Genomic DNA, 12,194 nt, shown 5'->3' with positions numbered 1-12,194 from the left:
TCTGGATGGCCCGCCGGCTGCGGAACAGCCCCAGTCTAATTGACGGCCGGGTCCGTCAGCCCCGGGCAAAGGCGAAGGCCCGCACCATCGGCGCGGGCCTTCGTTTCTCCTAGTTGGTCCAGGGAGTCAGGCTGGAACCGCAGCAGGAGCGCTTCGTGTTGCCTACTTGGGCATCAGGACGGAGTCGATCATGTAGACCGTGGCGTTGGCGGTCTTGACGCCGCCGCAGACCACGTTGGCGTCGTCAACCTTGAGTGCGTCCTTGGTGCCGGTGACCGTCACGGAACCGCCCTCAACAGTCTTGTGCGTGCCCACGATCTTGTCCGGGCTGATCTTGCCGGGAACCACGTGGTAGGTCAGGATCTTGCTCAGGAGGGCGTCGTCGGTCTTGAGAGTCTCGATGGTGGCGGCGTCGATCTTCTTGAACGCGTCATCCGTCGGGGCGAAGACCGTGAATTCGCTGCCGTTCAGGGTGTCTACCAGGTCCACCTTGGGGTTGAGCTTGCCGGAGACGGCGGCGGTCAGGGTGGTCAGGATCGGGTTGTTGGAAGCGGCGGTGGCTACCGGATCGAGGGCCATCCCGGATACCGAGCCGGCGCCGCTGGGAACCTGGGCGGCGTAGCCGGCACAGCCGGCACCGACGAGGTCGGCGGCCGGATCCATGGCGGCGGCGGAGGAGCTCTTGGACGGCGACGGCGCCATGCTGGAGGCCGACGGCGTGGAAGCCGGAGCCGACGAGCTGGGCGCCGTGCTGCTGGAACCGCCACAGGCAGTGAGGCTGAGCATGGCCGAAGCAGCGATACCTGCAACGGCGAAAGTCGTGCGCTTGATGGTCTGCATTTTTGGTTTCTCCTTTGTTGTGCCGATCGTTGCCTGCGGCGTACTTTGCCGCTCTGGCCCTTTTCCGACTGGTTGGGCACCGACCCGTGGTTGGTGTCTCAATGGGTATTCGCGGGGTCGGAGGAAACGGATGGGTGCAGTGTTGAAATTCTTTTTCGGACGGCGGACGGCAGCCTGATATCCGCTTTTAACAGAGAGAACCCCGGTCCGAAGACCGGGGTTCTCTCTGTGATCTGTGCGCAAGGGGGGATTTGAACCCCCACGCCCGAAGGCACAGGAACCTAAATCCTGCGTGTCTGCCAATTTCACCACTCGCGCGCGGCGCCGGCCGTTGCGGGTCAGTTGACCCTCGACGGCGGATGCCAAGGCTCCATCATACCGTTGACCGGCACAGTTCGCCGGTTGCCTTCACCTGCAGCGGACGTCCCGGGCCAGTGCCGGCTTAGGCGTCCACCTTCAAGTCCCGGCGGAGCTTCGCTACGTGGCCGGTGGCGCGCACGTTGTACTGCGCCACGACGACCCTGCCCTCCGGATCGACGACGACGGTGGACCGGATGAGCCCGTCGTAGGTGCGGCCGTAGTTCTTTTTCTCACCCCAGGCCGCGTAGGCCTCGGCCACGGCGTGGTCCTCGTCGGAGAGCAAGGGAAACGTCAGTCCCTCCGTTGCGGCGAACGTGGCGAGCTTGCCGACCGCGTCGGGGGAGATCCCCACCACGTCATAACCGGCCTGCTGCAGGGACGCCAGGGAGTCCCGGAAATCGCAGGCCTGCTTGGTGCACCCGGGAGTGGAAGCGGCCGGGTAGAAGTAGATCACCGTGCTGCGGCCCCGGAAGTCGCGCAGGCTGACATCCTCCCCGTCCGAATTTTTCAGCGTGAAGTCCGGTGCCGGGGTTCCGGGAATGAGTCGTTGAGGCAAGTTATTCTCCTTCGCAGGGTGCGGGTACACCAGCCTAATGAGCGTTCGTGCGGGCGGCGAATCCGCCGCTCGCTATACTCATTGATATGCCTGATATGGATCGCTGGCCCACTGGGCGCCTATTGTCCACGGCGGCACGCCTTGTTGAGCACTCCTGGAACGAAAAGTTGGGGGCCATCGGCCTGACGCACGCCGGGGTCATCGCCATTGAAGTGCTCTCCGTCAACGGACCCATGACGCAGGCCCAACTGGCCCAACTGGTTCGGGTTCAAGCTCAGACCATGGGGAAGACGCTGAGCCGATTGGAAACGCACGGCCACATTTCCCGGCAACGCAGCACTTCCGACCGACGCAGTCACGTCGTGTCCCTGACGGACCGGGGCCGCGAGGCTGTCGCCGAAGCCGCGGACATGGAGCGCGCCGTGCTGGCCGCCGCCTCGATTGACCCAGACGTACTGCGGCAGGAACTCCAAGCCGTCGTCAGAGAGCTGGCCACGCATATTTCCTCTCCAGAAGCCAAGGCCATCGTCACCGTCACGGAGCCCGGCATAGCCGTCGAGGCGACCCGGCTCAACTGAGTTCCCGATCCGCGGATGCGTCTATCCCGGAACCGGCCTCGCCTTCTTCAACGAATACCACCACATGGACCTACGACGCCGAAGACGCGCACCGCGCCGGTTCGTCGCCTTGGCGTTAGGCGTGTCCCTCACCCGCCCGCCCGCCGGCGGCACCTAGGCTCATGTCATGGACGCGAACCCTCCTGTGGAGCTGGAAGGGCAGACCTCGATAAACGAGCTGCTCGACGATCCCATCGGCACCGTCCCGGTCCAGCTGCCGCTGCCGATCCATTTCGCCTGGGAAGTGGCAGGCCGCCGCGTGTCCTAAAAGCCTGGGCAGCCAGGAATCCGTGACGCCAGCAACCAGTCACTCCTGACGAACCAAGGACACAACAAAAACCCCGTCCCGACGAGCTTTTCAGCCTGTCAGGACGGGGTTTTCTTTGGTGCACCCCCCGGGACTCGAACCCGGAACCCATTGATTAAGAGTCAATTGCTCTGCCAGTTGAGCTAGAGGTGCAGCTGTTGTTTTCGTTCATCGGGGGCTTTTTGTTTCCCTCGTTGTTCTCCGCAACGACATGAAACTCTACACGAGTTTGGACACACTGTGAAATCGGCGAGGGGTGCCACGGGTGGCCCTAGCCGGGGAGCTCCAAAATCAGTACAAAATCAGGGTTTTGGTTGTTGCTGAGCACCCACAGACGGCCGTCCGGAGCCAGTGAAACGTCCCGGATCCGCCCGTACGTCCGCGTGAAATAGCCCACAGGGTCGGCGGCGAACTCGCCGCGGAGAGGCACGGTCCAGACGCGCTGGCCGCGAAGGGCACCCATATACGCCGTATCCCCGACGATTTCGAGTCCGCTGGGGGAGGAGTCCGCCGTCGACGGCCACACGACCTTGGCGTCCAGGAAGCCGGCGCGGTGCGGGGCCCCGGTCACCTCCGGCCAGCCGTAGTTGCCGCCGGGCACAATCAGGTTGAGCTCGTCATCCACGTCGGGACCGAACTCGCTGGCCCACAGCCTGCCCGCACTGTCCCAGGCCAGGCCTTGGACGTTGCGGTGGCCGAAGCTGTAGACCGGGTTGTCGCCGAACGGGTTCCCCGGGGCGGGACGGCCTTCGGGAGTGATCCGCAGGATCTTCCCGCCCAGTGCCTTCGGATCCTGGGGCTGTTCGCGCCGTTGCGAATCGCCCGTCCCGACGTAGAGGTACCCGTCGGGTCCGAACCGGATCCTTCCGCCGTTGTGCGTCGACGCCTTCGGGATCCCGGTGAAGATGATCTCGGGGGCGCCGAGCTGCAGTTGGCCGTTGCCTTCGTCGACGCGGAGGCGGGCGATTCTGTTGTCCCCCGCGGCTGTGAAGTAGGCGTACAGGTAGCGATCGGCAGCGAAGTCCGGGGAGAGAGCCAGTCCCAGCAGCCCGCCTTCGCCGCCGGGCACGACGCCGGGCACCTTGCCCAGCGTTCCGGCCGGGCTGTCGCCGGCGGCGCCGGCGGTCCCGGAACCAGCACTGACCGTTCTGAGCAGGGCACTGTCACGTTCGGAAATGATGGCCGTGCCGTCGGGCAGGAAAACCGTGGACCACGGCACCTGGAGCCCAGCATTTATTCTGCCAGCGACCGTCGGCTGGCCGGCCGGAGCTGCTGCGGAACTGCTCGCGGCGGCGGGGCTGCCGCTTGCCGGCTGCGGGGAGCCCGCGGACGCGGTGCCCGGCGTTCCGCTGCCGCCCGGGGTGCATGCAGCCAGCAGGATCGTCGCCGCAGCCACCAATGCCGCCCTGGCGTGCCTGCCCGGACGGCGACTGCCCCGGAGGTGCCCGGGGTACGAGAAAAGGCGGGACACGGGTGTTTGCCCGCGTCCCGCCCCCGTGCCGTTCATCAGCTCTCCCAGTCCTGTGCGCCGGTGACCGCGGCCCGCCCGCCGGACCCTACTGCCGTGACCGGCGGGGCGGGCGGAAGCCGGCGGCTTCGGCATGGGCTGCGGACAGGAACCACACCTCCGCCCGGGTTTCTTCGAAGAAGGGGCTGGTCTCGTCGTGGTAGATCATCGAGGAAGCATTGCCCTTGACGGTGAAGCCAGCCGGACCGCTGCCGTCCGCCGCGGGTGCCGCCGATCCCTCCCCGTAGGGCTGATCCAGGGCGAGGTGCCCCGACGGCTCCGCGGAGTGGCTGGCGAATCCCTCAGAGGCGGCTGCCGACGACGCCGTCTGCTGCGTTTCAGCCTGCGCCTGCGGTTCCCGGGATGGGGCGGGCGCGGATGTGTCTCCTTCCTCCAGGAGACCAGCCTCGGCCGCGGCCGATTCCGCACCGGGAAGGGTAGGAGCATGCGTTTGGGTGTATTCGGGGTGATGCACGGGTGCGTTTTCCGCCGCGGCGGCATCCGCTCCTGTCGGCGTCATACGCTCTCCCTGGCCGGCGTGCGCTCCGGACAAGGGCTCGTGATGGACGGGGGCGTGCGGTTCGGCCGGCGGGGTCTCCGACCACTGGGTCTCCCACTCGGCCGGCGCGGTCCCGGCGGCTCCGCGGCCGCCGTCGGAAGTCTCCATGGCAGGCTCTTGGGCGGACGGCCTGGCCGCCGCGGAGTCCTGTGCGGTGGTAGGCGCCGCGGGCTCGGCGTTGCTGAATCCTGCAGCTGTCGGTATGCCGGTGGTGGCGGCCGCAACGGCCGACGCCGCGGCGCTTCCGCCGGACAGGGCGCCGTCGTGCGTGCCGTTGCCCTGGGGAGCCTGCGGTGACGCGTCGGCGCCTGGGCGGCCGGCCGTTCCCGCCCCCGCATTCGCGCCTGTCCCTGCATCCGAGGTGCCCGTGCCGCTACGGGAATTGCGGTTCAACAGCCACCAGACGATGGCGACAATCACCACGATGACGATGAGCCAGATAATCCAATCCATAGCAGAACCCTTCTGTCCAGGAGGCAAGGTTGCCGTTGCTTGACCGTACGTCTGCCTTAGGCGGCTGTCCACCCTCCCGGCACCCGGCCTGTAGCCTCTGTTCATGGATTTCAAGAGACTGCGGATTCTCCGGGAGCTCGCCGACCGCGGCACGGTTGGCGCCACTGCCGAGGCGATGAACGTGACGCCCTCGGCCGTCTCCCAGCAGCTCAAGACCCTGCAGGAGGAACTGGGGGTGGTCCTCGTGGAGAAGTCCGGCAGGGGAGTGCGCCTGACCGAGGCGGGGCTGGCCATGGCCTCGGCAGCGGCAGAGGTGTCCACTGCGATGGCGCGCGCGGAAGCCACCATCGACACCTACCGGCTGGGCTGGCAGACGCACGTCAAGGCCGCCTTCTTCCCGAGTGCCGCGGAGATGTTCCTGCCGGGGCTGTTGCACCGGGTCAAGGCGATCGACGGGCTCCGCTTCGAGGCCCACTTCGAGGACCCGAACGTCGCCGGATTCGCGGGGCTGACGGCGGACTACGACATCGTCCTGGCCCACAGCGTCGACGGCCCGGACGTCTTTGCCCGGCTGGGACTTGTTGTGGAGCCTTTGCTGGACGAGCCGCTGGACGTCGCCATGCCGGCAGGCCATGTCCTCGCCGGCAAGGACACGCTGTGCGCGCAGGATGTCATCGGACATCCCTGGATGGGAGTGCCCAACGGCTTCCCGTTCGATACCGTGCTGCGGCAGATCGAGGTGCAGGCGGATTCACCGGCCGTCCGCGCCCAGCTCTACCCCGATCTCCGCGTGCTGGAGGCCCTCGTCAGCGCGGGGCACGGATTGAGCCTGCTGCCGCGCTACACGGCGTTGAAGAACCAGGGCAAGGGCTTCGTCCTGCGGCCGCTGGCCGGGGTCAAGGCCAGCCGCAGCATCGTCGCCCTGGCGCGCCCCGACGTCGCGGCCCGGACCACCATCCAGCAGGTGCTGTCCCTGCTCAAAGCCGAGGCACAGGCCGTTGCCGAGGCCCCGGAACTGCGTGACGCTGCCCACCTCAACTGACCTTGCCCACCTCAACTGACGCGGAGCAAAGTACTGATTCCATCAGGTGAGACGAGAGTCCACTATTTGATCGAAATATTCCCGGTTTTCCGCTTAATCCGCCTGTTCAGGTCGTTGCCGTCCTCGGGGGAGCCCTAGACTTTGAGCCATGAGTGAGGACACCCAAACAGCAACAGACGCCAAACCTGACATCAAACCCCGTAGCCGGGTGGTCACCGACGGTATCCACGCCGCGCCCTCGCGTGGCATGTTACGGGCGGTCGGCATGGGCGACGACGACTTCGCAAAGCCGCAGATCGGCGTCGCCAGTTCCTGGAATGAAATCACTCCCTGCAACCTGTCCCTGAACCGGCTGGCCCAGGGCGCCAAGGAAGGCGTCCACGCAGGCGGCGGGTTCCCGATGCAGTTCGGCACCATCTCCGTCTCCGACGGCATCTCCATGGGCCACGAAGGCATGCACTTCTCCCTCGTGTCCCGCGAAGTGATCGCCGACTCCGTGGAAACCGTCATGCAGGCCGAGCGCATCGACGGCTCGGTCCTGCTGGCCGGCTGTGACAAGTCCCTGCCCGGCATGCTCATGGCCGCCGCCCGCCTGGACCTGGCCAGCGTTTTCCTCTACGCCGGGTCCATCATGCCGGGCTGGGTCAAGCTTGAGGACGGCTCCGAAAAGGAAGTCACCCTCATTGACGCTTTCGAGGCCGTGGGTGCCTGCGCCGCCGGCAAGATGAGCCTCGGGGACCTGGAACGCATCGAAAAGGCCATCTGTCCCGGCGAAGGCGCCTGCGGCGGTATGTACACGGCCAACACTATGGCCTGCATCGGCGAGGCACTGGGCATGTCCCTGCCCGGCTCCGCAGCTCCGCCCTCCGCGGACCGCCGCCGCGATGCCTTTGCGCACAAGTCCGGCGAAGCCGTGGTCAACCTCCTGCGCCTGGGCATCACCGCGCGCGACATCATGACCAAGAAGGCCTTCGAGAACGCGATCGCCGTCACCATGGCCTTCGGCGGCTCCACCAACGCCGTGCTGCACCTGCTGGCCATCGCCCGCGAAGCCGAAGTCGAGCTCAACCTCGAGGACTTCAACCGCATCGGCGACAAGATCCCGCACCTCGGCGACCTCAAGCCCTTCGGCCGCTACGTCATGACGGACGTGGACAAGATCGGCGGCGTGCCGGTCATCATGCGAGCACTGCTCGACGCCGGGCTGCTGCACGGCGACTGCCTCACCGTCACCGGCAAGACCGTTGCCGAGAACCTCGCCGCGATCAACCCGCCGGACCTGGACGGCAAGATCCTGCGCGCCCTGGACAACCCGATCCACAAGACCGGTGGCATCACTATCCTGCACGGGTCCATGGCCCCCGAGGGTGCCGTGGTCAAGAGCGCCGGCTTCGACGCCGACGTCTTTGAGGGCACCGCGCGCGTGTTCGAACGCGAACAGGGCGCCCTGGATGCCCTGGACAAGGGCGGGATCAAGGCGGGCGACGTCGTCGTCATCCGCTACGAAGGCCCCAAGGGCGGCCCCGGCATGCGCGAGATGCTCGCCATCACCGGCGCCATCAAGGGCGCCGGCCTCGGCAAGGACGTCCTGCTGCTGACCGACGGCCGCTTCTCCGGCGGCACAACCGGCCTGTGCATCGGCCACGTGGCACCGGAAGCGGCCGACGGCGGCCCCATCGCCTTCGTCAAGGACGGCGACAAGATCCGCGTGGACATCGCTGCCCGCACCTTCGACCTCCTGGTCGACGAGGCGGAGCTCGAAGGCCGCAAGATCGGCTGGGAGCCGCTCCCGGCCAAGTTCACCAAGGGTGTCCTCGCCAAGTACGCCAAGCTCGTCCACAGCGCCTCCACCGGCGCGTACTGCGGGTAGCGGGTGATTCCTACCCTGGCGATGCGGCGCGGCCGCCGCATCGCCAGGGGCCCTCGGAATCTCCCTTATTAAGCCCTGCCGCCAGTGCGGCAGGGTGACCAGAGGAAACGAAAGAGGGCCAGTACGTGGACAGTGTTGTCCAGATAGTGAGACGGGAGCGGGGCTCGTTGACACCCGTCTCACTAAGAGGGAAAACTGGGGGCATGATCGAGATCGTTACCGCCGGCCTAGTCGTCGTCCTTGCCAAGCGCGTGGCTCAATAGCCGCAACTGGTAACGAACCGTCACGCGCAACCCCTCGAAGAGCCGTCAGGCTGAGGGGTTTTTTTATTTCCGCACCACCTGCATCACCCGCACCAGAGATTTCCCGCAGTTCCACGATCAGAGATGATCACCACAGCAGATCCCCAAAGGAAGAGTCCGATGAGCAAAGGATCGCCGATCAGCCCCTCGCTGATGGCCACGAAGTCCGCTGGAGCCCCCAAGGCTCCGGACCGCGTCGAACGTCCGGCTGATGCCGGCGTCGACACTGCTGCTGCCGTCTCTCCTGTCCTCGGGCCGAACAACGTCGTACCCCCGACGGTGATGACCGGCTCACAAGCAATTGTCCGCTCGCTCGAAGAACTCGGCGTCGACGATATTTTTGGTTTGCCCGGTGGCGCGATCCTGCCCACCTATGACCCCTTGATGGCTTCCCGAATGAACCACATTCTGGTCCGTCATGAACAGGGAGCCGGCCACGCCGCGCAAGGCTACGCCATGGTCACCGGACGGGTCGGCGTCTGCATCGCCACCTCGGGCCCGGGTGCCACAAACCTCGTTACCGCCATCATGGATGCCCACATGGACTCCGTGCCGCTCGTTGCCATCACCGGCCAGGTGTCCAGCGCCGTGATCGGCACGGATGCCTTCCAGGAAGCGGACATCGTGGGCATCACCATGCCGATCACGAAGCACTCCTTCCTGGTCACCAACGCCCAGGATATTCCGCATGTCATGGCCGAGGCCTTCCACCTCGCGTCCTCGGGCCGCCCCGGCCCGGTGCTGGTGGACATCGCCAAGGATGCCCAGCAGGGACAGATGACGTTCTCCTGGCCGCCAAAAATCGATCTGCCGGGATACCGGCCGGTCACCCGCGGCCACAACAAGCAGGTCCGCGAAGCCGCCAAGCTCATTGCCGCAGCCAGCAAGCCGGTCCTGTACGTCGGCGGCGGTGTGGTCAAGGCGCACGCCTCTGCCGAGCTCCGCGAGCTGGCCGAACTGACAGGTGCACCTGTGGTCACCACTCTGACAGCACGTGGCGCATTCCCGGATTCGCATCACCAGCACGTCGGCATGCCGGGCATGCACGGCACGGTGTCCGCGGTGACGGCGCTGCAGCAGTCCGATCTGCTCATCACCCTGGGAGCACGCTTCGATGACCGGGTGACGGGCATCCTGAAATCCTTCGCGCCGAACGCCAAGGTCATCCACGCGGACATCGATCCGGCGGAAATCTCCAAGAACCGCACGGCCGACGTTCCGATCGTCGGCTCGGTCAAGGAGATCATTCCGGAGCTCACCGAGGCGGTCCGCGCCCAGTTCGAGATTTCCGGTACGCCGGACCTCACCAACTGGTGGGCCTTCCTGAACAACCTTAAGGAGACCTACCCGCTCGGCTGGACCGAACCGGAGGACGGCCTCAGCGCCCCGCAGCGCGTGATCGAACGCATCGGTGCCCTCACCGGCCCCGAGGGCGTGTACGTCGCCGGCGTCGGCCAGCACCAGATGTGGGCCGCCCAGTTCATCAAATACGAGCGCCCGCACGCCTGGCTGAACTCCGGCGGGGCCGGCACCATGGGCTACGCCGTGCCGGCCGCCATGGGCGCCAAGGTGGGCGAACCGGACCGTGTGGTCTGGGCGATCGACGGCGACGGCTGCTTCCAGATGACCAACCAGGAACTGGCCACCTGCGCGATCAACAAGATCCCGATCAAGGTGGCCATCATCAACAACTCCTCGCTGGGCATGGTGCGGCAGTGGCAGACCCTCTTCTATGAGGGCCGCTATTCCAACACCGACCTCAACACCGGCCACGACACCGTCCGGATCCCGGACTTCGTCAAGCTCGCAGACGCCTACGGCTGCGCCGCGTTCCGCTGCGAACGCGACGAGGACATCGACGCCACGATCCAGCAGGCCCTGGCGATCAACGACCGCCCCGTGGTCATCGATTTCGTCGTGAGCCCCAACTCCATGGTGTGGCCGATGGTCCCCGCCGGAGTCAGCAATGACCAGATCCAGGTTGCCCGCAACATGACCCCGGAATGGGAAGAGGAGGACTGAACATGACCCGCCACACACTGTCCGTTCTGGTCGAAGACAAGCCCGGTGTACTGACCCGCGTCGCCAGCCTCTTCGCCCGCCGTGCCTTCAACATCAATTCCCTGGCCGTCGGCCCGACGGAGGTCCCCGGCATGTCCCGGATGACCGTCGTCGTCGACGCCGACGGCGAGCTGATCGAACAAGTCACCAAGCAGCTGAACAAGCTGGTCAACGTGCTCAAGATCGTTGAGCTCACCCCAGAAACTTCCGTACAGCGCGACCACATCCTGGTCAAGGTACGTGCGGATGCCGCAACACGTCTGCAGGTCACCCAGGCTGCAGACCTGTTCCGCGCTTCAGTGGTCGACGTCTCCACAGAGTCGGTAGTCATTGAGGCAACGGGCCACCCCGACAAGCTCAGGGCACTCCTTTCAGTGCTCGAGCCGTTCGGCATCCGCGAAATCGTGCAGTCCGGCACCCTGGCCGTCGGGCGGGGATCCCGCTCCATGAGTGACAGGGCCCTGCGCAGCGCGTAGGGCCGCGTAAGCACCACACGAACACCACACATATTCACCACACACGAGCACCACAGACAAGCCAACACAAGCCAACACAAGAATCCACTTAAAAGGAGACACCCCAGTGACTGAAATGTTTTACGACGACGACGCCGACCTGTCGATCATCCAGGGCCGCACCGTCGCCGTTATCGGTTACGGCTCCCAGGGCCACGCCCACGCCCTCAGCCTGCGCGATTCCGGTGTTGACGTCCGCGTCGGCCTCAAGGACGGCTCCAAGTCCCGCGCCAAGGCCGAGGCCGAGGGCCTGCGCGTCCTGAACGTCGCCGACGCCGTTGCCGAAGCCGACCTCATCATGGTCCTCACCCCGGACCAGGTCCAGCGCCACGTCTACGCCGAGGACATCGCCCCGAACCTGCAGCCCGGCGACGCGCTGTTCTTCGGACACGGCTTCAACATCCGCTACGGCTACATCAAGCCCCCGGCCGACGTGGACGTCGCCCTCGTTGCCCCCAAGGGCCCGGGCCACATCGTACGCCGCGAGTTTGAAGCCGGCCGCGGTGTGCCGGACCTGATCGCCGTCGAGCAGAACCCATCCGGCAAGGCCAAGGAACTGGCCCTGTCCTACGCCAAGGCGATCGGCGGCACCCGCGCGGGTGTCATCGAGACCACCTTCACCGAAGAGACCGAAACCGACCTCTTCGGCGAGCAGGCAGTCCTGTGCGGCGGCGCCTCGCAGTTGATCCAGTACGGCTTCGAGACCCTCACCGAGGCCGGCTACAAGCCCGAGGTCGCCTACTTCGAGGTGCTGCACGAGCTCAAGCTCATTGTGGACCTCATGGTTGAAGGCGGCATCGCCAAGCAGCGCTGGAGCGTCTCGGACACCGCCGAGTACGGTGACTACGTCTCCGGCCCGCGCGTCATCACCCCGGAGGTGAAGGAAAACATGAAGGCTGTCCTCAAGGACATCCAGGACGGCACCTTCGCCAAGCGCTTCATCGACGACCAGGACGCCGGGGCCCCCGAGTTCAAGGCCCTGCGCAAGAAGGGCGAAGACCACCCGATCGAGGCCACCGGCCGCGAACTGCGCAAGCTGTTCTCCTGGATCAAGAATGAAGACGACTACACCGAAGGCTCGGTAGCCCGCTAGGCACCGACCGGCAGGGGAGCCGGACACCATTGACTGGGGTCCGGCTTTCCTGCGGTCCAGCAGCACCTTTTGCACCAGACGTTTCACCAAAATCCCCACCTGAAATACAAGA

At 65.9% G+C, this 12,194-nt stretch carries 11 protein-coding genes and 2 tRNA genes; 7 read left to right on the top strand and 6 right to left on the bottom strand.

Translation table 11 applies throughout. The features are described 5' to 3' along the window. Positions 1-162: 162 nt before the first annotated feature. From ACQCSU_RS04550 to bcp, 3 genes are all read right to left on the bottom strand, one after another. Positions 163-840, bottom strand: coding sequence for a fasciclin domain-containing protein (locus tag ACQCSU_RS04550; RefSeq protein WP_426978500.1), 678 nt, complete (start codon positions 838-840; stop codon positions 163-165). Between the two features lie 236 nt (positions 841-1,076). Further along, positions 1,077-1,158 (bottom strand) — tRNA-Leu (locus ACQCSU_RS04545). A 124-nt stretch (positions 1,159-1,282) separates the two neighbouring features. Beyond that, complete coding sequence (bcp, locus tag ACQCSU_RS04540) at positions 1,283-1,756, bottom strand: thioredoxin-dependent thiol peroxidase (protein WP_426978499.1); 474 nt, start codon at positions 1,754-1,756, stop codon at positions 1,283-1,285. Positions 1,757-1,851: 95 nt separating this feature from the next. Between bcp and ACQCSU_RS04535 the strand changes: the two genes are divergently transcribed. After that, the gene (locus ACQCSU_RS04535) at positions 1,852-2,334 is read left to right on the top strand and encodes a MarR family winged helix-turn-helix transcriptional regulator (protein WP_426979711.1); all 483 of its coding nucleotides are present in this window, start codon (positions 1,852-1,854) and stop codon (positions 2,332-2,334) included. A gap of 166 nt (positions 2,335-2,500) precedes the next feature. After that, positions 2,501-2,641, top strand: coding sequence for a hypothetical protein (locus tag ACQCSU_RS04530; protein WP_426978498.1), 141 nt, complete (start codon positions 2,501-2,503; stop codon positions 2,639-2,641). Positions 2,642-2,757: 116 nt separating this feature from the next. Here ACQCSU_RS04530 and ACQCSU_RS04525 read toward each other — a convergent pair. The 3 genes from ACQCSU_RS04525 to ACQCSU_RS04515 all read right to left on the bottom strand — a co-directional run bounded on the left by ACQCSU_RS04525 (position 2,758) and on the right by ACQCSU_RS04515 (position 5,199). Further along, positions 2,758-2,833, bottom strand: a tRNA-Lys gene (locus ACQCSU_RS04525). A gap of 118 nt (positions 2,834-2,951) precedes the next feature. Then, complete coding sequence (locus tag ACQCSU_RS04520) at positions 2,952-4,076, bottom strand: PQQ-dependent sugar dehydrogenase (protein WP_426978497.1); 1,125 nt, start codon at positions 4,074-4,076, stop codon at positions 2,952-2,954. A gap of 160 nt (positions 4,077-4,236) precedes the next feature. After that, positions 4,237-5,199, bottom strand: coding sequence for a hypothetical protein (locus ACQCSU_RS04515; RefSeq protein WP_426978496.1), 963 nt, complete (start codon positions 5,197-5,199; stop codon positions 4,237-4,239). Between the two features lie 103 nt (positions 5,200-5,302). Here ACQCSU_RS04515 and ACQCSU_RS04510 point away from each other — a divergent pair, with 103 nt between their 5' ends. From ACQCSU_RS04510 to ilvC, 5 genes are all read left to right on the top strand, one after another. Next, positions 5,303-6,241 carry a LysR family transcriptional regulator gene (locus ACQCSU_RS04510; RefSeq protein WP_426978495.1) on the top strand — a complete coding sequence of 313 codons (939 nt, stop codon included), beginning with the start codon at positions 5,303-5,305 and terminating at the stop codon, positions 6,239-6,241. A gap of 148 nt (positions 6,242-6,389) precedes the next feature. Beyond that, complete coding sequence (gene ilvD, locus ACQCSU_RS04505) at positions 6,390-8,111, top strand: dihydroxy-acid dehydratase (RefSeq protein ID WP_426978494.1); 1,722 nt, start codon at positions 6,390-6,392, stop codon at positions 8,109-8,111. Positions 8,112-8,533: 422 nt separating this feature from the next. After that, a complete protein-coding gene (locus ACQCSU_RS04500) occupies positions 8,534-10,435 on the top strand; it encodes an acetolactate synthase large subunit (RefSeq protein ID WP_426978493.1) in 1,902 nt (633 codons plus the stop codon). Positions 10,436-10,437: 2 nt separating this feature from the next. Next, positions 10,438-10,950, top strand: a complete 513-nt coding sequence (ilvN, locus tag ACQCSU_RS04495) for an acetolactate synthase small subunit (protein ID WP_354239756.1) — start codon at positions 10,438-10,440, stop codon at positions 10,948-10,950. A gap of 106 nt (positions 10,951-11,056) precedes the next feature. After that, entirely contained in the window at positions 11,057-12,082 is a 1,026-nt protein-coding gene (ilvC, locus tag ACQCSU_RS04490) for a ketol-acid reductoisomerase (RefSeq protein WP_426978492.1), read from the top strand. Positions 12,083-12,194: the final 112 nt, after the last annotated feature.

The organism is Pseudarthrobacter sp. O4, assembly GCF_050157025.1.
GTDB lineage: Bacteria > Actinomycetota > Actinomycetes > Actinomycetales > Micrococcaceae > Arthrobacter.
Note: the sequence above shows the minus strand (reverse complement) of the source record. Positions and strands in the feature narration are given on the sequence as shown.